Consider the following 25,637-nt stretch of genomic DNA (forward strand, 5'->3'; position numbering starts at 1 on the left):
CGCATTCCGGGGCAAATCACCGGAAAATATAGTGAATATTATGATCCAAAATTATCAGGGTGCTGTATTTTAACGAGTTCCGTGAATATCTGCCTGCTTCCTGCATCCTTTTCTTCAAATCCGGCGGATGAACAGCGTATAATCCCGCTCCTTTTGTTTATTTTTTCTTCGGAAGCATTATGAGCGCAATTTCCCTGATCCAGCCGGATCGTGATCTCTTCTCCTGGCCCCAGTACTGGGCGGCCTGCTTTGGACCGGCGCCATTCCTGCCGATGTCCCGGGAAGAGATGGACCAACTGGGCTGGGACAGCTGCGACATCATTCTGGTCACGGGCGATGCCTACGTTGACCACCCGAGCTTCGGCATGGCCATCTGTGGACGTATGCTTGAGGCGCAGGGCTTCCGCGTGGGGATCATCTCCCAGCCTGACTGGAACAGCAAAGACGACTTTATGCGTCTGGGTAAACCGAACCTGTTCTTCGGCGTGACAGCAGGCAACATGGACTCGATGATCAACCGCTATACCGCCGACCGTAAGCTTCGTCATGACGACGCCTACACGCCGGATAACGTGGCGGGTAAACGCCCTGACCGCGCAACCCTCGTCTATACCCAGCGCTGCAAAGAAGCCTGGAAAGACGTGCCGGTGATCCTGGGCGGCATCGAGGCGAGCCTGCGCCGTACCGCGCACTACGATTACTGGTCTGATACCGTGCGCCGCTCGGTGCTGGTGGATTCCAAAGCCGACATGCTGATTTACGGAAACGGCGAGCGTCCGCTGGTGGAAGTGGCGCACCGTCTGTCGCAGGGCGAGCCGGTGAGCAGCATCCGCGACGTGCGCAATACCGCCATCATGGTGAAAGAGGCGCTGCCGGGCTGGCGCGGAGTGGATTCCCGCATCATTGATATGCCGGGTAAAATCGACCCGATCCCACATCCGTATGGCGACGATCTGCCGTGTGCCGATAACAAGCCGGTAGAGCCAAAGAAAGCGGAAGCGAAGGCTATCGTCGTGCAGCCTCCGCGCCCGAAGCCGTGGGAAAAGACCTACGTGCTGCTGCCCTCCTATGAGAAGGTGAAAGCCGACAAGGTGCTCTACGCGCACGCGTCCCGTATTTTGCACCATGAAACCAACCCTGGCTGCGCCCGCGCGTTGATGCAGAAGCACGGCGAGCGCTTTATCTGGATCAACCCGCCGGCGATCCCGCTTTCCACCGAAGAGATGGACAGCGTCTTTGCGCTGCCGTACAAGCGCGTGCCGCACCCTGCGTACGGCAACGCCCGTATCCCGGCGTATGAGATGATTCGCTTCTCGATCAACATCATGCGCGGCTGCTTCGGCGGCTGTTCTTTCTGCTCGATTACCGAGCACGAAGGGCGCATTATTCAGAGCCGCTCTGAAGATTCGATCATCAATGAGATCGAAGCGATTCGCGACTCGGTACCTGGATTTACCGGCGTGATTTCCGACCTCGGCGGTCCAACCGCGAACATGTACATGCTGCGCTGCAAGTCGCCGCGCGCAGAGCAAACCTGTCGTCGCCTCTCCTGTGTCTATCCAAGCATTTGCGAGCACATGGACACTAACCATGAGCCGACGATCAACCTCTACCGCCGCGCGCGTGACCTGAAGGGCATCAAGAAGATCCTGATAGCCTCCGGGGTACGTTACGACATCGCCGTGGAAGATCCGCGCTACATCAAAGAGCTGGCGACGCACCACGTCGGTGGCTATCTGAAGATTGCGCCGGAGCACACCGAAGAAGGCCCGCTGTCGAAGATGATGAAGCCGGGCATGGGTAGCTACGATCGCTTTAAAGAGCTGTTCGACACCTACTCGAAGCAGGCGGGCAAAGAGCAGTATCTAATCCCGTACTTCATCTCTGCGCACCCGGGCACGCGTGATGAGGACATGGTGAACCTGGCGCTGTGGCTGAAGCAGCGCCGCTTCCGCCTGGATCAGGTGCAGAACTTCTATCCGTCACCGCTCGCCAACTCGACGACCATGTATTACACCGGCAAGAACCCGCTGAGTAAGATTGGCTACAAGAGTGAAGAGGTGGTGGTGCCTAAAGGGGATAAACAGCGTCGTCTGCACAAGGCACTGCTGCGTTACCACGATCCGAAAAACTGGCCGCTGATCCGCCAGGCGCTGGAAGAGATGGGTAAAAAACACCTGATCGGCTCGCGCCGCGACTGTCTGGTACCGGCCCCGACGCTGGATGAGATGCGCGAAGCGCGTCGCCAGAACCGCAATACGCGCCCGGCGCTGACCAAGCACACGCCGATTGTGCATCAGCGTTCGAATGGTAATTCGAGTGTGAAGAAGCCCGTGAAGCGCAAAGCGTAAATAAAAAACCCCGGCAAGCCGGGGTTTTTATATCGACACGTAGGCCGGGTAAGGCGAAGCCGCCACCCGGCTTTTTTACGCAATTACCCGCCAAACTGATCCGGGTCCGGCCCAAGCCGCTTGCCCTTATCCAGCTTCGCAATTTCCCCCAGCTCATCTTTGTCGAGACGGAAATCCCAGACGTCGAAGTTCTCGGCGATGCGCGATGGCGTGACCGATTTCGGGATCACCACCAGGCCGTTGTCCAGATGCCAGCGAATGACGATCTGCGCCGGGGTTTTGCCGTATTTATCCGCCAGGTCGCGGATAATTTTCTGGTCGAACACGCCTTCGCCACCCTGTGCCAGCGGGCTCCATGACTCGGTCTGGATTTTATGCGTGGCGTTCCAGGCGTGAAGCTGACGCTGCTGCAGCAGCGGGTGCAGTTCGATCTGGTTAATGACAGGCGCGACGCCCGTCTCGTCAATCAGCCGCTGCAGGTGATGAACCTGGAAGTTGCAGACGCCGATACTTTTCACCAGCCCCTCTTTCTGCAGTTCAATCATCCCTTTCCAGGCATCAACATAATGGTCGATAGCCGGAACCGGCCAGTGCATCAGATAAAGGTCGACGAAGTCGAGCTGGAGCTTATCCAGGCTCTCCTGCAGGGCCTCGCGGGGACGTTTTTGATCGTCATTCCACAGTTTCGTGGTGATGAATAACTCATCGCGGGGGACACCGGCGCTGGCCAGTGCGGTACCCACGCCGTCCTCGTTTTTGTACGCGGCGGCGGTGTCAATCGACCGATAGCCGACTTCAAGGGCTTTATGAATGGCGGAGACGACCTCGTCGTTACCGGCTTTCCATACACCTAGCCCCAACTGGGGCATCACGTTGCCGTCCTGCAGCTTGATTACGGTTTGGTTTGCCATTTTTCCTCCTTCAGGTGCGCATCGCCGGAGGGAGACTCCGGCGATGGGGTGTGCATTAAGTCTGGACGAAATGTCAAAAAACGAAAGTCGGGGGGACAAAAACGCTTAGCGTGCCGCCTCGTAAATACGACGGCTGACGTCCAGCGTGATGTCGCCGTGCTCGCCCAGATGGGTCATGCCGTGCTCTTCGAGTTTCGCCAGCAGGGCAGGGATGGAGCTGCCGTCCAGCCCGTAGCCGGACAGACGCGTTGGCACGCCCAGACCTTCAAAGAAGCTGCGGGTCGCTTCGATGGCGGCATCAATGCGCGCGTCGTCAGAACCCTCGGTGATGTTCCACACGCGCTCAGCATATTGCAGCAGTTTGGCGCGTTTGGTGTCGCGTTTTTCGTTCCACAGGGCAGGCAGCACAACGGCCAGGGTCTGGGCGTGGTCAAGACCGTGCATCGCAGTCAGCTCGTGGCCCAGCATGTGGGTCGCCCAGTCCTGCGGCACGCCAGCGCCGATCAGGCCATTCAGCGCCTGTGTGGCGGCCCACATCACGTTGGCACGAACGTCGTAGTTTTCAGGCTCTTTCAGCGCTTTCGGACCTTCTTCAATCAGCGTCAGCAGAATGCCTTCCGCGAAGCGATCCTGAATTTTGGCATTCACCGGGTACGTGACGTACTGCTCAACGGTATGAACAAAGGCATCGACCACGCCGTTCGCCACCTGACGCGCAGGCAGGGTGTAGGTGTAAACCGGGTCCAGGATAGCGAACACAGGCTGGACGTGTTCGTTCATGAAGGCCTGTTTGTCGCCGGTAGTTTTACGGGAGATCACCGCGCCCTTGTTGGATTCAGAACCGGTGGCTGGCAGGGTCAACACGGAGCCCATCGGGATGGCGCTTTTAATGTCGCTGCCGCGGGTTTCCAGAATGTGCCACGGATCGATGCCTTCAGCGTAGTGCGCTGCCGCTGCGATGAATTTGGTGCCGTCCAGTACGGAGCCGCCGCCGACGGCCAGCAGGAAGGTGACGTTTTCTTCGCGGGCAATTTTCACCGCGTTCATCAGCGTTTCGTAAGACGGGTTTGGTTCGATACCGCCGAACTCACGCACGTCCAGACCGTCCAGCGCGCTATAAACCTGATCCAGTACGCCGGTTTTTTTCACGCTGCCGCCACCGTAGGTGATCAGTACGCGGGCGTCAGCAGGGATCTGCGCGCGCAGGTCAGCGATAGCGTCTTTACCAAACAGAATGCGGGTTGGGGTGTGAAGATTAAAGTTGTTCATTGCTCGTTCCCTTTAGTGGGTGAAAAACCGTGGTGCGCAGAGGGCGACCTGATGCTGCACATTGTGGCCGTCCGGGGCTATCCCCTCAATGCACATTCCTGCCGATGTCTTGCCCATTTCTACAGAGCGCTGGAGAAAGCGCGGAAAACGACGCACACTGTTAGCGTCAAAAACCGTACCCGGAGTAACGCAGGATGAACCGTGAGGCTATCTGCCAGCAGCTCACTGTGCAGATTAAGAGATTGATAGATAATGATAATCGTGCCAGCGATCTGCTGCCGGATATTCGCCTGCTCTATGGCACGCAGCCGGGGACGCGCACGCCGGTCATGTATCAGCCGGGCATCGTTTTTCTCTTTTCAGGCCATAAAATTGGCTATATCAACGAGCGCGTGTTCCGCTACGACACCAATGAATATCTTCTCCTGACGGTACCTTTACCCTTTGAATGTGAAACCTTCGCGACAGAGGCGGTTCCGCTGGCGGGTATTCGCGTCAATGTCGACATCCTCCAACTGCAGGAGCTGCTGATGGAGATTGGCGAAGATGAACTCTTCCAGCCTTCGATGGCCTCGAGCGGGATTAACTCGGCGACGCTGTCTGAAGAGATCCTCTGCGCCATTGAGCGTCTGCTGGACGTGATGGAGAGGCCGCTGGACGCGCGTATTCTGGGCAAGCAGATCGTCCGCGAAATTCTCTACCACGTGCTGCTGGGCCCGGGCGGCGGGGCGTTACTGGCTCTGGTGAGCCGACAGACCCACTTCAGCCTGATAAGCCGCGTGCTCAAGCGTATCGAGAGCCAGTACACGGAAAACCTCAGCGTCGACCAGCTGGCGGCGGAAGCAAACATGAGCGTCTCGGCGTTTCACCATAACTTTAAATCGGTGACCAGCACCTCTCCGCTGCAGTACCTCAAAACCTACCGGCTGCATAAGGCGCGGATGTTGATGATCCACGACGGCATGAAGGCCAGCGCGGCGGCGATGCGGGTGGGCTATGAAAGTGCGTCGCAGTTCAGCCGGGAGTTTAAGCGCTATTTCGGCGTCACGCCGGGAGAGGATGCGTCACGTATCAGAACGATGCAGGGAGCCTGAGGGGAAACACAGGCCGGGTAAGCGACAGCGCCACCCGGCTTGTTGAATTATGCGCTGCAGTACTTCTTCTTAATCACCACCGCGATGGTTCCCACCAGACCCGCCACCAGCAGGAACATCGGCAGCACCATCAGGAAGGTCATCACCTGATCTTCGTGGTGTTTCACAAAAGGGATCATGTTCAGCGCGTAGCCGAGCGTGGTGACTACACCCACCCACAGCAGGGCGCTCAGCCAGTTGAAGAACTGGAAGCGGCGGTTCGACAGACCGGAAATGCCCGCCATCGTCGGCAGAAGGGTGCGAACAAACGCCAGGAAACGCCCCGCCAGCAATGCCAGCAGGCCGTGGCGATCGAACATGCAGGTCGCACGCTGATGATATTTATGCGGTAACTGCGCCAGCCAGCCTTTTACGACGCGGGTATTCCCGAGCCAGCGGCCCTGAAGATAGCTCAACCAGCAGCCCAGGCTGGCTGCGGAGGTGAGAATAACCATCGTTGGCGTGAAGTCCATGACGCCTTTCCCGATTAACGCCCCGGCAAGTAAAAGCAGGCTATCACCGGGTAAAAACGAGGCTGGCAGTAATCCATTTTCCAGAAACAGAGTTGCGAACATCACGAGGTAAACGATACCGACGACGTGAGGATCCGCCAGCGCGGCAAAGTCGTGTTGCCAGAGCGCCGCGATAATATCTTGAATAACAGCCATGGACTTTCCTGTGGAACAGCAGATATAGCGCTATTGTACTCCCTTATTCGCCCGTCGGGTTTGATCCCGGGCGCAACTCATGCAGACTTTTCTGCTTGCGGTGTCCACAAAAGCGTCCAGAGAGTACATTTTCAGCCAGCACTCTACACGATACGCTCGAACCCTGCTGCTAAATCGGCAATCAGATCGTCAACATTTTCTAAACCGATATGCAGTCGTATCAGGGTACCGCTGAAGTCTACTTCACCCCCGGGGCGAAGGGCCGCGATCTGTTCCGGCTGGTTAGCCAGGATCAGGGATTCAAAACCGCCCCAGGAGTAGGCCATGCTGAAAAGGGTAAAATTATCCAGATAGCTCGCCAGCTCGTCGTTATTCAGCCGCTTTTTCAGTACGAATGAGAACAACCCGCTGCTGCCCGTAAAGTCACGTTGCCAGAACTCATGGCCTTTACTGCCTGGTAACGCGGGATGATTTACGCGCTCAACCAGCGGATGCTGCGCCAGCCATTCTGCCACCTTCAGGCTGCTTTCATGGTGCTGACGCAGACGAACGCCCAGCGTGCGGATACCGCGGCTGGTCATGTAGGCCGTGTCGGCATCTACCATCTGGCCCATCAGGTACGCATTTTCACGCAGCTGATCCCAGCAGCGCGCGTTGGAGACCGCAGTACCAATCATGCCGTCAGAGTGGCCTATCAGGTATTTCGTTGCCGCCTGAATCGAAATATCAATGTCGAATTCCAGCGCTTTGAACAGCACGCCTGCCGCCCAGGTGTTGTCGATCATAACGATCGCCTCTGGCGCTTTGCTGCGTACGGCCTTCACGATAGCCGGCACGTCGTGAACTTCCATGGTGAGCGACCCCGGAGATTCCAGGAACACAATGCGCGTGTTTGGTTGAATAAGTTCGGCAATGCCTTCACCAATCAGCGGGTCGAACCAGCCGGTCGTTACCCCGAGCTTGCTGAGGATTTTGGTGCAGAAGTCCTGGCTGGGTTCATAGGCGGTGTTGGTCATCAGGATATGGTCGCCCTGTTCCACAAACGCCAGAATGGTGTTGGCGACCGCCGCCGCCCCGCACGGGAAGAGCGCACAGCCCGCGCCGCCTTCCAGCTCGCACATCGCTTCCTGCAGAGAAAAATGGGTTAGCGTGCCGCGACGGCCATAAAACAGCCCGCCTTTCGCGCGGTTACGCGTGGCGTTTTTTTTCTCCTCAACGGTGTCAAACACCAGCGAGGAGGCTCGTTGAATCACGCTGTTGACCGATCCCTGAGTATATTTTTTGCTGCGTCCTGCCTGTACCAGCGTGGTATCAAGATGCTTCTTTGTCATGTTCGCTAACCCTGTTTTTATACGTCTGGACGTCCAGACTACCACGATTGGAAAAAACTGCACCCCGAGGCTTATCGAATAAGCAGAAAATATTAGCAAAAAACCGCATAAGAAATTTTTACTGCGTAAGCGCAAGGAAAGTGAGCGAAAATTACGGCACCATGCAAATACTAATGAGAACTACTATCAATTCGACGACGTTTTGATATTATTACGCTCAGATTTTGTGATTTGCGTCCTGGAGATACAGAGTGGGTAATAATTTGATGCAGACGGATCTCTCCGTATGGGGCATGTATCAGCATGCTGACATCGTGGTTAAGATTGTGATGATCGGCCTGATTCTGGCGTCCGTTGTCACCTGGGCTATCTTCTTCAGCAAAAGTGCCGAGTTGCTTTCGCAGAAGCGTCGCCTGAAGCGGGAACAGCAGCAGCTGGCTGAAGCCCGCTCTCTGGATCAGGCTTCAGATATGACCTCATCTTTCCACGCGAAAAGCCTGACTACCCTGCTCGTGAATGAAGCGCAGAACGAGCTGGAACTCTCCGCAGGCAGTGAAGATAACGAAGGCATCAAAGAGCGTACCGGTTTCCGCCTGGAGCGCCGCGTTGCGGCCGTTGGCCGACACATGGGGCGCGGCAATGGTTATCTGGCTACCATCGGCGCGATCTCACCGTTCATCGGTCTTTTCGGCACGGTCTGGGGCATCATGAATAGCTTTATCGGTATCGCGCAGACCCAAACTACCAACCTGGCGGTCGTGGCGCCGGGTATCGCAGAAGCGCTGCTGGCGACAGCAATCGGTCTGGTTGCCGCTATCCCGGCGGTGGTCATCTATAATATCTTCGCGCGTATGATTGGCAGCTATAAAGCGACTCTTGGAGACGTTGCCGCGCAGGTTCTGCTGCTGCAAAGTCGCGATCTCGATCTGAATGCCAGCTCGGTTAAGCCGGTGCATGCGGCGTCTAAACTGCGCGCAGGTTAATAGTATGGCGATGCGTCTAAACGAAAATCTGGACGATAACGGCGAAATGCATGAAATCAACGTGACGCCGTTTATCGACGTCATGCTGGTTCTGCTGATTATCTTCATGGTAGCTGCACCGCTGGCGACGGTGGATGTGAAGGTGAATCTGCCGGCATCTTCCAGCCAGCCCCAGCCGCGCCCGGAGAAGCCTATTTACCTGTCGGTGAAAGCGGATAAATCCATGTTCCTCGGGAACGACCCGGTGACGGCCGACTCAGTCATCCCGGCGCTGGAGCAGCTTACGGGCGGAAAGAAAGACACTACGGTCTTCTTCCGTGCGGATAAAACCGTTGATTATGAAACCATGATGAAGGTAATGGACACGCTGCATCAGGCGGGTTACCTGAAGATTGGACTGGTCGGCGAAGAAAAGGCGGCCTCGAAGTGATAAAGAAGCTGGCGAAAGCCGGCTTTTTTTATGCCTGTCGGTTATGCGCTTTTGTGATTCGTTGGTGCGGCAGAAGGATTTGCCAGCGCGTCCTCATCAAGCGCAACGCAGGTGACGTTTGAGGTACGGTACTCACCGTCTGACAGCTTGCGCGTCAGACGCAGGGTGGCGATTTCTCTGGCAAGCAGATACTGATAATTGGCCTCGAGGCGCCCCAGAAGCTTCTCTTTCAGCTCTGGCCGCTGTTCAATGATGGCATTCATCACGGCACCGTAAATTTCTTCTTTGACCTGCAGCGGATAAATTTCACGGCGATTCTGCCATTTAAGCCGAACCAGCGTCGCCGGGATCGATACCAGGTCTTGTGTAATGCGCGTCATCTCGTCATTTTTTGTGTTTCGTAGTACGTCGAGATTTTGCTTTAAGATAAATTCATCACTTTTTTTATCATCTAAAGTCAAATAAACGTCGTTATTTTTAACTTCTTTCACGTTAATCTTCCCCCAGGCTATAAAAAATTGGGTTGTTTTTTTCGCGCGTAATTAAATTAAGCCAAATTTCATTGCCCGCTTCATTAATTTCTTCGGTTTTCTCGGCTATTATTTGACTTAGTTTCTGGGCATCTATTTCTCCCTCGGCCTGCAGGTCATTCAGCAGGTGGACAAAGGCTTCAATTTTTATAGCGCGAAATAAGCGGTCTTTTATATGACGATCGTGCTCTTCCAGCAACATATTTCGCGATTTGCCAGTTCGGGAAACACCAATTAATATATCGGGCTCGAAATCAGAGAGCTTTCTTTTCCCCTGAGTGAAACTGGCCTCTTTTTCTGCTTCCGTCGGTTGCTGTTCCACAGGCGTAATGTGGTACTTAGCCGGGACGAGATAGTCGGGCAGCATTTTTAATTTCCTTTAATTTCAACAGGGTGGGGTTGGTAAAGGCGTGAGATTCGTTGACAATATCATGAGGCAAATTTAAAATCAAAAAAAATGGAGCCTACCCATGAACAGCATCTTTTTTACGGTCATCACATTACTATTATTGACCGCTGGTGTGCTTTTATTGATGCAAGAGTTCAATAAAACGAAAGTGTCGAAAGACGCCAGTGAGCCCCCACAACCTGAACTGATGACAAAAGAGGAAGGTGAAGACCATTTCTCTGTATTGATGAACTCCGTTACGCCTGTCTGGTACTGGCGGGTGAACCACGAATATATCGACTTTTTACATGCGACAATTAAGCGCATGAAAATGTCGGAAATTAATGACACGCCCGGACTGTTTGAGGCGCAGCGTCGCTGTAGCGATCTGAATTCAGCAGTCTATAAATATTATGACAATATCAAAAAGCGCTGTCTTAACGGAGAAAAGGTATCTTATTCCGATCTGGACGTATTGAATTTGCGGCAGTGTTTTCGCGAGTTCAGTCTGGAAGCCTATCCTGAACTGGTGGCGCTTGTCTGGCCGGAGTACGCACGTCCGGAAGTTAATCCAGACAACGTCTGAGTGACGTACCGTTGAGTTATTGCAAACAGTCAGCGCCGTTGAGATATACTGGGCGCTGGTTTCTTTTGCAAACAGGACTCTATGGAACGCTTTTTTGAAAATGCCATGTACGCCTCTCGCTGGATACTGGCCCCCGTCTATTTTGGCCTTTCGCTGGCACTTATCGCGCTGACGATTAAGTTCTTTCAGGAAATCCTACACGTTCTGCCGAATATCTTTTCCATTGCCGAAGCGGATTTGATTCTGGTTCTGCTCTCGCTGGTGGATATGACCCTGGTGGGTGGGCTGCTGGTGATGGTGATGTTCTCCGGCTACGAGAATTTCGTCTCCCAGCTTGATATCGACGAGCGTAAAGAGAAGCTCAGCTGGTTGGGCAAAATGGATGCCTCGTCGCTGAAGAATAAAGTGGCCGCGTCGATTGTGGCGATCTCTTCTATCCACCTGCTACGCGTATTTATGGACGCGAAGAACGTGCCGGATAACAAACTGATGTGGTACGTCATTATCCATCTGACGTTTGTGCTGTCTGCGTTTGTGATGGGGTATCTGGATAAGATCAGTAAGAAGTAAAGTACGCCTTACCCCTCACCCTAACCCTCTCCCCAAAGGGGAGAGGGGACTGCTCGGTGCGGCATTATTTATCAGACGACGCCTGCCACAGATTCAACTCCCCATCCGCAACATGCTGGTCAATCCGCTTGAGTTCGTCCTCCGTAAAGCGCAGGTTTTCCAGCGCCTGTACATTCTCTTCCAGCTGTTCCGGGCGGCTTGCGCCAATCAGCACGGACGTCACGCGCGCATCTTTCAGCAGCCAGCTTAGTGCCATCTGCGCCATGGTTTGTCCGCGCGCCTGCGCCATCTCATTCAGCAGGCGAAGGCTGCTCAGGTTGGCGTCGGTGAGCATCTTTTGCGTCAGGCCGCGCACTTTATTCCCTTCGCGCTGCATGCGTGATCCTTCAGGGATACCGTTCAGGTATTTCCCTGTCAGCAACCCCTGCGCCAGCGGGGTGAAGGCAATACAGCCCGTACCGTTTGCTTCCAGCGCATCCAGCAAGCCGGTCTTATCGACCCAGCGGTTAAGCAGGTTATAGGACGGCTGATGGATCAGCAGGGGGATCTTCCACTCGCGCAGCAGCTCGGCCATTTTTTGTGTGCGATCTGTCGAGTAGGAGGAAATCCCCACATACAGCGCTTTTCCGCTCTGCACGGCATGGGCCAGCGCGGATGCCGTCTCTTCCATCGGGGTGTTTTCATCCACGCGGTGGGAGTAGAAAATATCGACGTACTCGACGCCCAGACGCTTCAGGCTCTGGTCGAGGCTGGCGAGCAGATATTTGCGTGAACCGCCGGAACCGTACGGCCCAGGCCACATGTCATAACCCGCCTTGGTGGAGATAACCAGTTCGTCGCGGTATGCGGCAAAATCTTCCCGCAGCAGGCGGCCGAAATTCTCTTCCGCGCTACCCGGCGGTGGTCCGTAGTTATTGGCAAGATCGAAATGAGTGATGCCGAGGTCGAAGGCTTTTCGCAGCAGCGCGCGTTGGGCATCAAGAGGCTGGACGTGGCCGAAGCTATGCCACAGTCCCAGCGACAGCGCGGGCAGGCGCAGGCCACTTTTGCCGCAATAACGGTATTGCATATTCTCATAGCGGCCGGGGTAAGGGTGCCAGGACATGATGTCTCCTTTCTTATTGATGAAATTTTCGAAACAACGTTTTCATTCTGAACTTATCACATCACAAATTACATCACTAAGCTCGGGCCTGATGGTTAACAACTGCTGTGTGACCAGTGAAGCCACGCTAATTAAAAATGATCACAAAACGTTATAATTTCCCTCTTTCCTGCCGATAACGAGAGTAGTACTCGCCTCTGGGCGAACTCACCCTCACGGCAAGGAAGACTTATGAATATGCTCCGTAATTTCACGATCCGTTTCGTCATGCTGACGATTCTCGGGATCTTTTGTTTAATGTGGGCGGGTGTTGGCTTGTACAGCACCTGGTCCCTTTCTCGCGTTTCAGACGGCAACGAAGTCGATCGCCAGCTGGTTAAACAGATGACGGTACTCAGCCAGGGTAACGATCAATATTTCCGCTTTGTGACCCGTCTGAGCCGCGCAATGGAAGTCAAAGCCGCAGGCGGCACGCCGGATCTGTCATCTGCCCAACAGGCGCTGGATAACATGGGCAAGAAACTGGCCGAGATGAAGGCGATCTCCCCAGGCCCGATGGATGAGCAGATCTCTTCCAGGGTGATTGGCACCTGGCAGGCGCTGCTTGAACAGGGCGTAACGCCGCAAATGCAGCAGGCGAAGCAGGGGGCTCTGGAGGGGTATCGCCAGCAGGCCAACAACGTCACGCCGCCGCTGAGCCGCGCGTTTGGTGCGGCCGCTGAGGAGTTCAATAATGCCGCCGCGAAGTCGCTCGACAGCACCCGCGTGGTGGTGGACGGCCTGACAAGCATGACCCGCACAGTGATTATCGTTGCCACGATTATTGGCCTGCTGATCCTGCTCTTCACCGACCGTTACCTGGTGGCGATGCTGGTAAAACCGCTGGATCGCATTCGCCAGCAGTTCCGCCAGATTGCCCAGGGCGATCTCAGCCAGCCCATTGAGCCGTTCGGCCGCAACTGCGTGGGCCAGCTGGTGCCGCTGCTGAGCGCCATGCAGGACAGCCTGCGCGAAGCGGTCAGCACGATCCGCTCCGGCAGTGAAAATATCTGGCGCGGCGCGACGGAAATCTCCAGCGGTAACAACGATCTCTCTTCCCGTACCGAAGAGCAGGCGGCTGCGCTGGAAGAGACGGCAGCCAGCATGGAACAGCTGACCGCCACGGTGAAACTAAATGCGGAAAGCGCGCGTCAGGCCAGCCAGCTGGCCGACGTGGCCTCAACTACCGCCAGCCGCGGCGGCTCGCTGGTGGAAGAGGTGGTGACCACCATGAGCGGTATTTCGGAAAGCTCGAAGAAAATCGCTGAAATCACTAACGTTATCAACAGCATTGCCTTCCAGACCAATATTCTGGCGCTCAATGCGGCGGTTGAAGCGGCGCGCGCGGGTGAACAGGGGCGTGGTTTCGCGGTAGTGGCAGGTGAAGTTCGCAACCTTGCAAGCCGCAGCGCCAACGCGGCAAAAGAGATTGAAGGGCTGATTACCGACTCCGTTTCCCGCGTAGAGCAGGGGGCGCAGCTGGTGAGCGACACCGGCACCACCATGGATGCGATTTTGCGGGACGTAACGGAAGTGACGACCATTATGAAGCAAATTGCCTCGGCCTCTGAGGAGCAGAGTAAAGGCATTTCGCAGGTCGGAATTGCCATTACCCAGATGGACGGCGTTACCCAGCAAAACGCCTCGCTGGTGGAGGAGGTTTCCGCGGCGGCGGCGGCGCTGGAGCGTCAGACCGAAGAGCTTCAGCGCTCGGTGCAAAAGTTCCGCCTGACGGCATAACGCAACGTTTCAAGGCCGCCGGATGCGGCCTTGTATTATTAACGCCTTCCCCATTCAGCTCGCGTTGAAACTGCTATTCTTTTGCTAGCCCCCCCTGACGTTCTGGGCTCTCTTCTGTGAGGTGTTGCTATGAACAGATCGTTATCTCTCATCCCTGTTCTCTCTTTCATTTTTCTGATGCTGTTCTCGGTTTTTGCCGATGCGACCCAACAGGCGCAGGAACGGCGCGTGGCGCGTGATGTCAGGCAGGAAACCCGCGACGCATCACGGCAGGTGAAGCAGACCTGCGTGGCGAACAATAACCAGAGTAATCACGACTGCCGCCAGGATAAACGTCAGATGAAACAGGCCGGACGGCAAAAAGCGCGGGATATTAAGTATTAACATAACAGGTGAGGCGGCATGCAAGCGTATTTCTTGTCGCCTTTTAAAAAACGTAACTCAATGTTTTTTAAATATTAAGTTATTCGCTTGTAACAATATAATGAATTATTTTCTTGATAACGGAAAAAATTCAATTTATTAAAAACCGTATTATTTTATTTGCTGCCCTGGCAGGTTTTGCCGGGGTCAATACAGCGATGGCCCAGAGCGTCACGGTCGATGTCCCTGCCGGGTATAAGGTCGTGATTGTTCCGCAGTCAGCCACGGTTCCTGAGATGGTAAGCGTTGCGCCTGCACAAACAGCATATGCCGCCCCTGCACCGGTCTATCATCCGCGTGCACGCCATGTTGCGAGCGTGGCGGAAGGTATGGTGATTGAGTATCAGTATGACGATCGCCATTGATGCGGTTTTGCGTGACGTCTCAGTATCCGCCTTCCGGCAGAACGCGCTAAGGCCACGCTGCGCGGCCTTCCTCAGCGTCGCACTCAGGAATGCGGCAGCAGGTTAAGCGCCTGCTTAACCGCCGCCTGCAAACGTGATTCCGAAACACCGTCCCGGGCCTGTACCGACAAACCGTGTAAAAAGACGGCGAAATAGTCTCCCAGACTCTCTGCATCGGTCGTATCCGGCAGTTCACCGTTTTGCACTGCCTGATGGAGACGGTCGATGATCTGCTGTGTACGCTGCAGGCGATGCTGCGCCAGCCAGTTTTTGATCGTCTCATTTTCTGCGCTGACGCTGGCTGCAGAGGCCACCACCATACATCCTTGCGGCAAATCCGGATGGCAGTACAGGTGAACCGCATCCATTAACAGCGTCTGGAGGGTATCCCGCACTGTGCCTCCAGCGGCTAAGGCCCGATCCGCAAAACTGCCTTCCTGATTTTCGTAATCAGCGATAGCTTCCCGAAAGAGTTGTTCTTTTGAACCAAACGCCTTGTAAATCCGTGCCGACGCGATCCCCAGCTCTGCCACCAGATCTGACATCGACGTTCCTTCATAACCCTGTCGCCAGAACAGGTTGCGCGCTTTGATAAGCGCCTGGTCACGATCGAACTGGCGCGGTCTGCCTGCCATTTTGTTGCTCCGGTTGGTCCTGAATTCTGTGCCACAGGATCGCCTAAATCATCTGGATTACCAACGAATTTATAATTTTCGCTTGCGGTTATCCGGCTTTACTCCTATTGTTTGTCAATCGACAAACAATAGGAGTATACGATGAAAACCCTTAAAGGTCCCTCTCTCCATCTTGCTCAGTTCAGCGACGATGCGGCCCCCTTTAATCATTTGCCTGCGATCGCCCGGTGGGCGGCGGAAATGGGTTTTAGCGCTCTGCAAATTCCGGCATGGGATCGCCGTCTTTTCGACGTGGCAACGGCGGCAGAAAGCCAGACCTACTGTGATGATTTGACCGGTATGCTGGCGGAGCATGGCCTGGTGGTAAGTGAACTGACCAGCCATATCTTCGGCCAACTGATGGCGGTACATCCTGCTTACGACAGCTTATGCGACAGCTTTGCACCGCCGGAAGTCCATGGCAACCCACAAGCCCGTAGCGAATGGGCACGCCAGCAGCTGCTGATGGCGGTCAAGGCCTCCGCCCGGCTTGGCCTCAGCGATCTGGGTACCTTTTCTGGCTCGCTGGCGTGGCCCTATCTTTTCCCGTTTCCGCAGCGTCCGGAAGGGTTAATTGAAACTGCTTTTGACGAGCTGGCCAGACGCTGGATGCCGGTACTCAACGCCTGTGAAGAGCAGGGCATTAACCTCTGCTATGAGATCCACCCGAGTGAAGATTTGCATGATGGGATAACGTTTGAAATGTTCTATCAGCGGGTGAAAGAACATCCCCGCTGCCGGATACTTTTCGACCCCAGCCACATGGTGCTCCAGCAGCTTAACTACCTGGAATTTATTGATATCTATAAGGACATGATCAACATGTTCCACGTCAAAGACGCTGAATTTAATCCGACCGGTCGTCAGGGTATTTATGGCGGCTATCAGTCATGGGTTGATCGTGCAGGACGTTTTCGCTCATTGGGTGACGGTCAGGTGGATTTCAGGGCCATTTTCTCGAAGCTGACCCAATACGATTATGCTGGCTGGGCAACGCTGGAGTGGGAGTGCTGTCTGAAAAACCCGCTGGACGGCGCCAGAGAAGGGGCTGCGTTCATCCGCAACCATATTATTCACATTACAGATAAAGTCTTCGATGATTTCGCCGGTGCGCCGGTTAACCTCCAGCAAATCAACGCATTACTCGGCATTCGCTAAGTCACGACATTACAGGGAGTCCCCATGGAACACCAATTTAGTGAGATCCTGCCTGCGGATCTCAGGGCAGAACACGTCTATACGAAAGTAAACGGACAGCGCATCCATTGCGTCGTGGCGGGAAAAGGTCAACCAGTATTACTGATACCGGGCTGGCCGCAGACTTGGTATACCTGGCGCTATGTTCTTCAGGCGCTGGCGGCGGCGGGTTTTCAGGCGATAGCGGTCGACCCTCCGGGTATTGGTGAGTCCGATAAACCGCGCGACGGCTATGACACCGGACGTGTCGGTGCCATGCTGCATACCATGATGGCGCAGTTGGGTCATGCGCGTTATAGCATAGTGGGCCACGATATCGGCATGTGGGTGGGTTATGCCATGGCGAGCGATTTTCCACAGGCGATAGAACGGCTTGTGCTGACAGAAGCGGTGATCCCTGGACTGGCACCGCCGCCACCGATTTTCGTTGCACCGGAAGAGAACATCTTTCTCTGGCACTTCATGTTCAATCAACTGGCGGATTTACCCGAGACCCTGACCAGCGGGCGCGAATCACAGTATCTCAGCTATATTTTCGATCGCTGGTCGCATCGCCGTGAACAGGTCGCTGCAGAGGTGTATATCGCCGCCTATTCGACACCCGGCGGGCTGCGCGCGGGTTTCGACTATTATCGCGCTATCCCGGAAACCATCCGGCAGAACCAGCGCCGCGCGCAAACGCCTTTAACCATGCCGGTATTAACGGTGGGGGCCGAACATGCCACGCGCGATGCACCGCTGATAACCCTGCAGGGCAATGCCCTTGATCTGCGTGGCGAGACGGTGGCTGATTGCGGGCATTTTATTACCGAAGAGTGTCATGAGGCGTTTATCGGGCTGATCGTGCCATTTCTTTCAGAGGTTGTGCATCATGCCGCTTGATAAACATATTGCTGACATTTTGGCTGCGTCATCAAGGGTGCCGCAGCCGACATCGTTGGCCGAACTGCGTGCCGCCACCGAAGCGGATTTGATGCGGCTACAGGGCGAGGCGGAAACCGGTGTCGCCATTCAACATTACGTTGTTATCGCAGATGATGGCTATGCTATTGGCCTTCGCCTCTATACCCCTGCAGCCTCAAACGCTGAAAGTGCGCAGCCTGCAATGCTATTTGCTCACGGCGGTGGATGGTGCCTGGGGTCGCTGTCGCTCTACGATCGACCCTGTCAGGCATTGGCTAATGCCACTGGCCGGAAAATACTCTCCGTGGATTACCGTCTGGCGCCGGAGTTCCCCTTCCCAAGGCCGTTAGAAGATGTTTATCAGGCACTGTGCTGGGTCAGTGAACAGGCCGCGCTTCTGGGCATTAATGCCACCCGTCTGGCGGTGGGCGGCGACAGTGCTGGCGGAAATCTCGCAGCAGCGACAGCGCTGCTGGCCCGGGATCGCGGCGGACCCCATATAGAGCATCAGTTGCTGCTCTACCCGGCGTTAAGTCGCGATATGTCGACCAAAAGTTATTGTGAATTTGCTGAAGGTTATTTTTTAACGCGTGATGCTATGGCGTTTTGCTGGGAAAACTATCTGGGAGACCGTCGTCATCCCTATGCCGAGCCGCTGCATATGGCCTCGCTGAGGGGGTTACCGCCAGCAACCATCCTGAGTTGTGAATATGATCCCCTGCGCGATGAGGCTGAAGCGTATGCGCGACGGCTTGAGGAGGCGGGGGTGCCTGTGCGCTGTGAACGGTTGCCGGGAATGGTGCATGCCTGCATCCATATGTCAGAGTTAACGCCAGCCGCGCGTCGGTTGTTCGAACGTGCGCGTATTTGATTCAGACTACACAAAAACCCAGCGCGATCGCTGGGTTTATTATTCATATCGGTTCACAAGGTGGCACACTGTATCAGTGCGTCGCTTCACCAATCAGCGCACCCGTGCCCGCGCCAACGGCTGCACCTTTCAGCACGCTCTTGCCGGTCACCGCCGCGGCACCTGCGCCCACGGCAGCACCTACCGCACCGCCTTTACGCGCGGCTTTACCTTTGCCGCCGTTTTTGAACATAGCACCCGTGCCTGCGCCAACAACGGCGCCGCCAACGGTCGATTTCAGATCTTTGCCAGTGGCTGCGCCAATCGCCGCGCCTGCTACCGCGCCAGCTGCAGTTTTGTCGATGGCCATTCCCGAGGTGGAGAAAATGAGGGCGCTGATAACCAGCGTTGTTTTAATAAGTTTCATAACAGATCCTTTGTGACTGCTGTCGGTTGATACGTCATTTCTCACTCTCTGACGCGAGAAAAACGTCCAGATAGTGCCAGCAATACCGGTTCAACCTTTAAGCTAATCATGCCCTGGTCAAGGATCTCAGCTGCCGGGCGGGGATCCGCCCGGCGGAACATTACGCCTGACGCTTATCTTCCGTATTGGTCTCGAAGTCGCTCGCCGCATGGCGCTCGTGGAGCTGCTCGTTCAGCTCGCCGCTGGTGCGGTTAACGATACGTCCGCGCTTAACGGCATGGCGATTCGCCACGTCTTTCGCCCAGCGCTGGACGTTGGTGTACTTCTCTGCATCCAGAAACTCGGCGGCGTTGTACACGCTGCCCAGCGCCACGCAGCCGAACCACGGCCAGATTGCCATATCCGCAATGGTGTACTCCTCACCCGCCACGTAGCGACCGCGCGCCAGCTGTTTATCCAGCACGTCGAACAGGCGTTTGGCTTCCATGGTAAAGCGGTCAATTGCGTACTCAATTTTTACCGGCGCGTAGTTGTAGAAGTGACCAAAACCGCCGCCGAGGAACGGCGCCGCGCCCTGCAGCCAGAACAACCAGTTCAGGGTCTCGGTGCGTCCTGCCGGATCTTTAGGCAGGAAGTGGCCAAATTTTTCTGCCAGGTAGAGCAGGATATTGCCGGATTCAAAGACACGGGTTGGCGGGTTCGTGGAGTGGTCACGAAGCGCCGGTATTTTCGAGTTCGGGTTCACCTCAACGAAGCCGCTGGAGAACTGGTCGCCCTCGCCGATGCGGATCAACCATGCGTCGTATTCCGCGCCCGTCACGCCAAGCGCCAGCAGCTCTTCGAGCATGATCGTCACTTTCTGGCCGTTCGGTGTCCCGAGAGAGTAAAGCTGCAGCGGATGGGAGCCCACGGGCAGTTCTTTCTCATGCGTTGCGCCGGAAATCGGGCGGTTAATGTTGGCGAACGCGCCGCCGCCGTTCTTTTTCCATTCCCACACTTTGGGTGGCTGATACGTGTTGTCTGACATGTTGGCCTGCCTTTTGAGTGATGTGTTGAGGCAGTGTAGCAGGAGATTTGTGAACCGTTTAACGTTGCGAGCGCAATCAATTAACCGCTATTCCTTCCGGCGCTTATATATAACAAATCAGGCATAAGCTTAATCGAAAATCGCATTTTCATAATTAATGCGTAAAACGATAAAGCTGAATATGATGCTTCAACATAAATAAAAGATGCAGTCATAAACACTTTATTAGGCAAGGAGTTAGTGAGATGCGCAAGCTTCTGTTATCGGCAGTGGTCGTTTCGCTCGCGTTAGGCCTGGCGGGCTGTGATGATGCGAAAAATAAAGAGACAAATACGGCCGCGGCGGCAAAAAGCGACGCGCCAAAAGAGGGCGGTTCGCTAATTATTGGAATTACCTCCGGCGACCCGTTAGCCGTTAATCCGCTTTATGCCAGCGACCGCACAACGTTAACCATCATGCAGGCGTTGTATGCCCCGCTGTACAGCTTTAATAACGGCAAGATTGAGTGGGGCCTGGCGGAAAGCCTCACGCCCTCCGCCGACAACCTGAGCTACACCCTGACGTTAAAACCCAACCTGAAATGGCAGGACGGACAGCCGCTGACGGCGGACGACGTGGTCTTCACCTTCAATAAGCTGCTGGATGCCAAACAGCACAGCTTCTTCCGCAGCATGTTCACCTACGGCGATAAGCCGGTACAGGTAAGCAAGGTTGACGACCGCACCGTTAAGTTCACCTTACCGCAGGTTAGCGCGGCCTTTACCGGCACCCTGGTACAGATTTACCCGATCCCGCAGCACGTGTTCGCCGGTGAAGGCGACCTGGAAAAGAGCAGCAAAAACGATGCACCGGTCGGCTCCGGGCCGTTCAAATTTAAAGAGTACCGCGCCGGACAATATTACGCCCTGACCCGTTTTGACGATTACTGGAACGGCAAAGCGAAGCTAGATTCGGTGACCTACCGTTTCGCCAAAGACAGTAACGCCGCCAACCTGGCGCTGCAAAACGGTGAAATCAACCTCAAGATGGTTGACCCGCAGGACGTGAACCGCCTGAAAAATACCGGTAAGTTTGACTTCGTGGTCTATCCGGAAGGCCGCCTGGCCTATATGACGTTCAACCAGAACGTGCCGGTGATGAAGAGCAAAGCGCTGCGCCAGGCCATTGCTTACGCCATCAACAAGGACGAGCTGACCCAGACCGCGTTTACCTCGCTGGACTACGCCAAACCGGCGACCTCGTTCCTGACGCCCGATACGCTTTACAAGACGGATGACGTAGAGCAGTACAAATTCGATCTGCAAAAAGCTAAAGAGCTGCTTCAAGCGTCCGGCGCGCCGGACAACCTCAAGCTGCGCCTGGCGTATGTGAACACCAACAAAACCCAGGAGAGCATGGCGCTCTACATTCAGCAGGCGCTGAAGGGCATTGGGGTGAACGTGGAGCTGATGCCGCTGGACTCCAACGCCATGTCCCAGCGCAGCCTCGATATGAACAACACCGCCTGGGAGCTGAACCTGGGCGGCTACATCATGGGCTCAGAGCCGGACGGCTACAAATCGCTGTTCATGAGCAACGAGGCCTATAACTACGCGCACTACAAAAATCCGCAGTTTGATGCCCTGTGGGATAAAGGCGCCGTGGAAACCGACGCCGCAAAACGTGCCGATATCTACAAGCAAATTCAGCAGACCGTGGCGAACGACATGACGTACTACCCAATCGCCTATACCAATGCGACCGTCGCGGTGGACAAGCGTTTTGGCGGCACCGAGGAAGCGGAGCCGAAACCGGTCTATCTGTTCCAGGATCTGTCAAAAATCTATCAGAAATAAGTAATTGCCCCGGCCGTCGGGTCGGGGCCTTGGTAAGGGCACGTCGTGAACACACTTCTCACGCGTCGGCTGCTGCAGCTGCTGCCGATGCTGTTTTTTATTTCGCTGGTGGCGTTTTTGCTGGTCAAACTGGCGCCCGGCGATCCGGTGGCGGCGTACATTACGCCGCGTATGGCTCCGGAAGATATCGAACGTATTCGCCAGAGCCTGGGGCTGGATAAGCCGCTGGTCACGCAGTACGTCCTGTGGCTGAAAAATGTCCTGCAGGGCGATCTCGGCTATTCGCTGATCTACCACCGCCCGGTGCTGGAGATGATCGGCGAACGCATTCCGGCCACGCTGGGGCTGATGGGCGCGTCGCTGCTGCTGGCGATCGTGCTGGCGATCCCGCTGGGCCTGCTGGCGGGGGCATTCAAGCATCGCTGGCTGGATCACCTGCTTAACCTGTTCGCCTATATCGGCATCTCGGTGCCGATTTTCTGGTTCGGCATCTTGCTCATTACGGTCTTTGCCGTGCAGCTTAGCTGGTTCCCCAGCATGGGGATGCGCACCATCGGCGTGGAAGATAACGCGCTGGACGTGCTGCGTCACGGCGTACTGCCGTGTATTGCCCTCACGTTCTACAACCTCTCCAGCTATGTGCGCTACATCCGCTCCAATACCATCTCGCAGCTCTCGGCCGACTACGTGCAAACCCAGCTTGCCTACGGCGCTACGCGTTCCAGCATTCTGTTTAGGCACGTGCTGAAAAACGTGCTGCTGCCGGTGATCACCCTGTTCGGACTGTCGTTCGGTGAGCTGATTGTGGGGGCCTACGTGACGGAAAGCGTCTTCTCTTGGCCGGGGATGGGGCTGCTCGGGATCCAGTCGATCGCCTCGCTGGACTACCCGCTGATCATGGCGATCATCATGCTCTCGTCGATGATGCTGATCGTCGGTAACCTGATCGCCGATCTGCTTTATCGCTTCGCCGATCCACGCATTCGTACGCTGAGGTAACCCGGATGAGCAGACGCTGGCAGCAGGTTCGTCACCAGCTGCGCCGCAACCGTCCGGCGCAGTTCTCCCTGTTTGTGCTTTTTATTTTCATTGTCGCCGCGCTCTGTGCGGGGTTAAGTCCGTACGATCCGGATCGGATGGCGCTCGGCGCACGCACGTTACCGCCGGATGCCGCACACTGGTTCGGCACCGACGAGTACGGACGTGACTACTTCACCCGCGCGCTGTATGGCGGCCAGATCTCCCTGATGGTTGGTTTTCTCGCCATGCTCTTTTCCACGCTTATCGGCACGGTGGTGGGCACGGTGAGCGGCTATTTTGGCGGCTGGCTGGATAACCTGATGATGCGCACCGTGGATATCCTGATGGCCATTCCGGCCTTCTTCCTGCTGCTGGTGGTGAATGCTTACCTCAAGCCGGGCGTGGATAACATCATTCTGATCATCAGCCTGCTGACGTGGATGAACATGTCGCGGCTGGTGCGTGCCGAAACCCTATCGGTGAAAGAGCGCGAGTACGTGCTTTATGCCCGCGCGTCGGGGGAAAACCCGCTGCGTATTATCGTGCGCCACATTATTCCCGGCGTGCTGCCGACCATTATCGTTGCCGCCACGCTCAATATCGCCTCGGCCATTCTGATGGAGTCGACGCTCAGCTTCTTAGGGCTGGGCGTACAGGCACCGGCGGCGTCGTGGGGAAGCATGCTCAACAACGCCCAGTCTTATATTGGCGAAGCGTCGTGGCTGGCGATGTTCCCCGGTATCCTGATCCTGCTGACGGTGTTCAGCTTTAACGTGCTCGGCGATGTCTTCCGTACCGCCTTTGAGCCGGGAGCGAATCGCGATGAGTAGCTTATTAGCGCTTGAGAACCTGCAAACTACCTTCCGCACCCGCGAGGGCGAGGTTCACGCGGTGCGCGGCGTAAGCTTTCAGGTGCAGCCGGGAGAACTTGTCGGCATTGTTGGCGAGTCGGGCTGCGGAAAAAGCGTCACCTGTAAGTCGATTATCCAGCTTCTGGGGAGCAACGGACGGATAACCGGCGGCAGCATTCGCTTCCAGAATGACGATCTGGCGCAGAAAACCCCTGCGCAGATGCGCGCCATTCGCGGCAATGAGATCGCGATGATTTTCCAGGATCCGATGACCGCCCTGAACCCGGTGCTGACCATCGGCAAGCAGATGTCTGAGATCCTGATGCGCAATAAAGGACTCACCAAAAGAGCGGCCAAAGCGGCGGCGATCGCCATGCTGGAACAGGTGGGGATTGCCGAGGCGGAACGCCGATACGACCAGTATCCTCACGAGTTCAGCGGCGGGATGCGCCAGCGGGTGATGATCGCCATTGCGCTCTCCTGCAACCCGAAGCTGCTTATCGCCGATGAGCCGACCACCGCGCTGGACGTCACCATTCAGGCGCAGATCCTGCGTTTGCTGAAAAGCCTGCAGCAGCAGACCCAAACCGCGATTCTGCTGATCACCCACGATCTCGGCGTGGTGGCGCAGGTCTGCAGCCGCGTGGTGGTGATGTACGGCGGGCTGGTGATGGAGGAGGGCAGCGTAGAGGACATTTTTTATCGCCCTGCGCATCCTTACACCCAAGGGCTGCTGGCCTCGCTGCCGCGCCCGGATGAGGTCAATCAGCGTCTATCGCCTATTGAAGGTTCGCCGCCCGGCCTGCTTAACCCGCCGCCGGGCTGCCCGTTCGCCGAACGCTGCCCAAAACGCATGCCCCAGTGTGAACGGCAGCCCGCATTTTACACCGCCGGAGAGGGCCATCGCGCCGCCTGCTGGCTATGGGCCGATAAGGAGACTCATGCATGAGTGAACAACAGGCACCATTAGTGAGCGTGCGCGATCTGCGCAAGCACTATCAACTTAACGGCGGTCTGCTGCGTAAAGGCGCGGCCGTGAAGGCGGTTGATGGCGTGAGCTTTGATATCCAGCCCGGCGAGACGTTTGGCCTGGTGGGAGAGTCCGGCTGCGGGAAATCGACGCTCGGACGCGCCATTCTGCGCCTTTTCGATATTACCGCGGGCGAGATCCACTTCGCCGGGCAGGCGATTGCCCACGCCCGCGAAAAAGAACTCAAGCCGCTGCGCAAGCGGATGCAGGCGATTTTTCAGGATCCTTACTCCTCGCTCAACCCGGGCATGACGGTGCGACAGCTGGTGGCCGAGCCGATGCAGATCCACGGCTACAGCCGTGAAGAACAGCGGGAACGGACGGAAACGCTGCTCTACAAAGTGGGGCTGAAGCAGGAGCACCTTGAACGGTTCCCGCATGAGTTCAGCGGCGGGCAGCGTCAGCGCATCAGTATTGCCCGCGCGTTGTCCGTGAATCCTGAATTTGTGCTGTGCGATGAACCGCTCTCGGCGCTGGACGTCTCGGTGCAGGCGCAGGTGGTGAATATTCTGCAGGACCTGCAGCAGGAGCTGGGGCTAACCTATCTGTTTATCGCCCACGATCTCTCCATGGTGCGCCATATCTCCAGCCGCATTGGGGTGATGTATCTCGGTAAGCTGGTGGAGGTGGCCCCGGCGAATGAGCTGTATCAGCGTCCGGCGCACCCTTATACCCGCGCGCTGCTGGCGGCGGTTCCCCAGCCCGATCCGCGGATTCGCAACCTTGAAGACGCGACCCTGCGCGGTGAAATGCCCGGCCCTACGTCCGCGCTGCCGGGCTGTAAGTTTTGCAGCCGATGCCCGCACGCCATGCCGGTTTGCCAGACGCAGGAGCCTGCGATGCAGGAGATCGCGCCAGGGCATTTCGCGGCGTGCTGGCTGTTTAACATGTAGTTAATGCGCCGCGCAGGTGTATGATAAATGTCCCTCTGTCAGGTTAATTACAACGTGCAGACGACGACA

At 56.0% G+C, this 25,637-nt stretch carries 27 protein-coding genes; 17 read left to right on the forward strand and 10 right to left on the reverse strand.

Translation table 11 applies throughout. The features are described from left to right. Positions 1 to 179 precede the first annotated feature (179 nt). Positions 180 to 2,351 (forward strand): YgiQ family radical SAM protein, encoded by a 2,172-nt coding sequence (locus USH94_RS02710; protein WP_111963274.1) that lies wholly within the window; start codon positions 180 to 182, stop codon positions 2,349 to 2,351. An 83-nt stretch (positions 2,352 to 2,434) separates the two neighbouring features. Here USH94_RS02710 and dkgA read toward each other — a convergent pair whose 3' ends face one another. Both dkgA and yqhD read right to left on the reverse strand, forming a co-directional pair. Then, positions 2,435 to 3,262 carry a 2,5-didehydrogluconate reductase DkgA gene (dkgA, locus tag USH94_RS02715; RefSeq protein ID WP_111963273.1) on the reverse strand — a complete coding sequence of 276 codons (828 nt, stop codon included), beginning with the start codon at positions 3,260 to 3,262 and terminating at the stop codon, positions 2,435 to 2,437. A 105-nt stretch (positions 3,263 to 3,367) separates the two neighbouring features. Then, positions 3,368 to 4,531, reverse strand: a complete 1,164-nt coding sequence (gene yqhD, locus USH94_RS02720) for an alcohol dehydrogenase (protein WP_111963272.1) — start codon at positions 4,529 to 4,531, stop codon at positions 3,368 to 3,370. Positions 4,532 to 4,725: 194 nt separating this feature from the next. On the opposite strand from yqhD, the gene USH94_RS02725 reads away from it, so the two are divergent. Beyond that, complete coding sequence (locus tag USH94_RS02725) at positions 4,726 to 5,625, forward strand: AraC family transcriptional regulator (RefSeq protein ID WP_111963271.1); 900 nt, start codon at positions 4,726 to 4,728, stop codon at positions 5,623 to 5,625. A gap of 47 nt (positions 5,626 to 5,672) precedes the next feature. On the opposite strand, the gene yghB is transcribed toward USH94_RS02725, so the two are convergent. Further along, the gene (gene yghB / locus USH94_RS02730) at positions 5,673 to 6,332 is read right to left on the reverse strand and encodes a DedA family general envelope maintenance protein YghB (RefSeq protein WP_023309176.1); all 660 of its coding nucleotides are present in this window, start codon (positions 6,330 to 6,332) and stop codon (positions 5,673 to 5,675) included. Between the two features lie 143 nt (positions 6,333 to 6,475). Then, positions 6,476 to 7,663: a cystathionine beta-lyase gene (gene metC, locus USH94_RS02735; protein ID WP_111963270.1), complete on the reverse strand. Its 1,188-nt coding sequence runs from the start codon at positions 7,661 to 7,663 to the stop codon at positions 6,476 to 6,478. 251 nt (positions 7,664 to 7,914) lie between these two features. Here metC and exbB point away from each other — a divergent pair, with 251 nt between their 5' ends. Then, positions 7,915 to 8,646: a tol-pal system-associated acyl-CoA thioesterase gene (gene exbB / locus USH94_RS02740; RefSeq protein WP_023333405.1), complete on the forward strand. Its 732-nt coding sequence runs from the start codon at positions 7,915 to 7,917 to the stop codon at positions 8,644 to 8,646. Positions 8,647 to 8,650: 4 nt separating this feature from the next. Then, the gene (gene exbD, locus USH94_RS02745; protein ID WP_023309173.1) at positions 8,651 to 9,076 is read left to right on the forward strand and encodes a TonB system transport protein ExbD; all 426 of its coding nucleotides are present in this window, start codon (positions 8,651 to 8,653) and stop codon (positions 9,074 to 9,076) included. Positions 9,077 to 9,117: 41 nt separating this feature from the next. Here exbD and USH94_RS02750 read toward each other — a convergent pair whose 3' ends face one another. Further along, positions 9,118 to 9,567, reverse strand: coding sequence for a cytoplasmic protein (locus tag USH94_RS02750; RefSeq protein WP_111963269.1), 450 nt, complete (start codon positions 9,565 to 9,567; stop codon positions 9,118 to 9,120). A 1-nt stretch (position 9,568) separates the two neighbouring features. Further along, entirely contained in the window at positions 9,569 to 9,973 is a 405-nt protein-coding gene (locus USH94_RS02755; protein ID WP_032659974.1) for a hypothetical protein, read from the reverse strand. Between the two features lie 103 nt (positions 9,974 to 10,076). On the opposite strand from USH94_RS02755, the gene USH94_RS02760 reads away from it, so the two are divergent. Together USH94_RS02760 and USH94_RS02765 are read left to right on the forward strand one after the other, a co-directional pair. Further along, the gene (locus USH94_RS02760; protein ID WP_111963268.1) at positions 10,077 to 10,580 is read left to right on the forward strand and encodes an ESA_00282 family adhesion-associated protein; all 504 of its coding nucleotides are present in this window, start codon (positions 10,077 to 10,079) and stop codon (positions 10,578 to 10,580) included. 81 nt (positions 10,581 to 10,661) lie between these two features. Then, on the forward strand, positions 10,662 to 11,150 hold the full coding sequence (locus USH94_RS02765; protein ID WP_008499805.1) for a TIGR00645 family protein: 489 nt from the start codon (positions 10,662 to 10,664) through the stop codon (positions 11,148 to 11,150). A gap of 64 nt (positions 11,151 to 11,214) precedes the next feature. Here USH94_RS02765 and USH94_RS02770 read toward each other — a convergent pair whose 3' ends face one another. After that, positions 11,215 to 12,255 (reverse strand): aldo/keto reductase, encoded by a 1,041-nt coding sequence (locus tag USH94_RS02770; RefSeq protein ID WP_111963267.1) that lies wholly within the window; start codon positions 12,253 to 12,255, stop codon positions 11,215 to 11,217. Positions 12,256 to 12,486: 231 nt separating this feature from the next. On the opposite strand from USH94_RS02770, the gene USH94_RS02775 reads away from it, so the two are divergent. The 3 genes from USH94_RS02775 to USH94_RS02785 all read left to right on the forward strand — a co-directional run bounded on the left by USH94_RS02775 (position 12,487) and on the right by USH94_RS02785 (position 14,822). Next, positions 12,487 to 14,034: a methyl-accepting chemotaxis protein gene (locus tag USH94_RS02775; protein ID WP_045403971.1), complete on the forward strand. Its 1,548-nt coding sequence runs from the start codon at positions 12,487 to 12,489 to the stop codon at positions 14,032 to 14,034. 129 nt (positions 14,035 to 14,163) lie between these two features. After that, positions 14,164 to 14,418, forward strand: coding sequence for a hypothetical protein (locus USH94_RS02780; protein ID WP_111963266.1), 255 nt, complete (start codon positions 14,164 to 14,166; stop codon positions 14,416 to 14,418). Positions 14,419 to 14,555: 137 nt separating this feature from the next. Beyond that, entirely contained in the window at positions 14,556 to 14,822 is a 267-nt protein-coding gene (locus tag USH94_RS02785; RefSeq protein ID WP_111963344.1) for a hypothetical protein, read from the forward strand. 83 nt (positions 14,823 to 14,905) lie between these two features. Here the strand turns inward: USH94_RS02785 and USH94_RS02790 are convergent, their stop codons facing one another. Further along, positions 14,906 to 15,496 (reverse strand): TetR/AcrR family transcriptional regulator, encoded by a 591-nt coding sequence (locus USH94_RS02790; RefSeq protein ID WP_111963265.1) that lies wholly within the window; start codon positions 15,494 to 15,496, stop codon positions 14,906 to 14,908. 141 nt (positions 15,497 to 15,637) lie between these two features. Between USH94_RS02790 and USH94_RS02795 the strand changes: the two genes are divergently transcribed. From USH94_RS02795 to USH94_RS02805, 3 genes are read left to right on the forward strand one after another with little or no spacing between them, the layout of a single operon-like run. Continuing rightward, complete coding sequence (locus tag USH94_RS02795) at positions 15,638 to 16,693, forward strand: sugar phosphate isomerase/epimerase family protein (RefSeq protein ID WP_111963264.1); 1,056 nt, start codon at positions 15,638 to 15,640, stop codon at positions 16,691 to 16,693. A gap of 24 nt (positions 16,694 to 16,717) precedes the next feature. After that, on the forward strand, positions 16,718 to 17,614 hold the full coding sequence (locus tag USH94_RS02800; RefSeq protein WP_111963263.1) for an alpha/beta fold hydrolase: 897 nt from the start codon (positions 16,718 to 16,720) through the stop codon (positions 17,612 to 17,614). Beyond that, complete coding sequence (locus tag USH94_RS02805) at positions 17,604 to 18,506, forward strand: alpha/beta hydrolase (protein WP_111963262.1); 903 nt, start codon at positions 17,604 to 17,606, stop codon at positions 18,504 to 18,506. Before USH94_RS02800 ends, USH94_RS02805 begins: the two co-directional genes overlap by 11 nt. Positions 18,507 to 18,579: 73 nt before the next feature. On the opposite strand, the gene USH94_RS02810 is transcribed toward USH94_RS02805, so the two are convergent. Continuing rightward, positions 18,580 to 18,912, reverse strand: a complete 333-nt coding sequence (locus USH94_RS02810) for a hypothetical protein (RefSeq protein ID WP_029740720.1) — start codon at positions 18,910 to 18,912, stop codon at positions 18,580 to 18,582. Positions 18,913 to 19,072: 160 nt separating this feature from the next. Beyond that, positions 19,073 to 19,939, reverse strand: a complete 867-nt coding sequence (gene yghU / locus USH94_RS02815) for a glutathione-dependent disulfide-bond oxidoreductase (protein ID WP_111963261.1) — start codon at positions 19,937 to 19,939, stop codon at positions 19,073 to 19,075. 245 nt (positions 19,940 to 20,184) lie between these two features. Between yghU and USH94_RS02820 the strand changes: the two genes are divergently transcribed. The 5 genes from USH94_RS02820 to USH94_RS02840 are packed head-to-tail and all read left to right on the forward strand — an operon-like array spanning position 20,185 to position 25,568. After that, the gene (locus USH94_RS02820; RefSeq protein ID WP_111963260.1) at positions 20,185 to 21,774 is read left to right on the forward strand and encodes an ABC transporter substrate-binding protein; all 1,590 of its coding nucleotides are present in this window, start codon (positions 20,185 to 20,187) and stop codon (positions 21,772 to 21,774) included. A 45-nt stretch (positions 21,775 to 21,819) separates the two neighbouring features. Further along, a complete protein-coding gene (locus USH94_RS02825) occupies positions 21,820 to 22,773 on the forward strand; it encodes an ABC transporter permease (RefSeq protein WP_111963259.1) in 954 nt (317 codons plus the stop codon). Between the two features lie 5 nt (positions 22,774 to 22,778). Next, positions 22,779 to 23,624, forward strand: a complete 846-nt coding sequence (locus USH94_RS02830) for an ABC transporter permease (RefSeq protein WP_111963258.1) — start codon at positions 22,779 to 22,781, stop codon at positions 23,622 to 23,624. Further along, the gene (locus USH94_RS02835; RefSeq protein WP_111963257.1) at positions 23,617 to 24,594 is read left to right on the forward strand and encodes an ABC transporter ATP-binding protein; all 978 of its coding nucleotides are present in this window, start codon (positions 23,617 to 23,619) and stop codon (positions 24,592 to 24,594) included. The genes USH94_RS02830 and USH94_RS02835 overlap by 8 nt, the downstream gene beginning before the upstream one ends. Next, a complete protein-coding gene (locus tag USH94_RS02840) occupies positions 24,591 to 25,568 on the forward strand; it encodes an ABC transporter ATP-binding protein (RefSeq protein ID WP_111963256.1) in 978 nt (325 codons plus the stop codon). Before USH94_RS02835 ends, USH94_RS02840 begins: the two co-directional genes overlap by 4 nt. Positions 25,569 to 25,637: the final 69 nt, after the last annotated feature.

It is taken from the genome of Enterobacter sp. 148H3, assembly GCF_034107425.1.
In the GTDB taxonomy this organism is placed as follows: Bacteria; Pseudomonadota; Gammaproteobacteria; order Enterobacterales; family Enterobacteriaceae; genus Enterobacter; species Enterobacter vonholyi.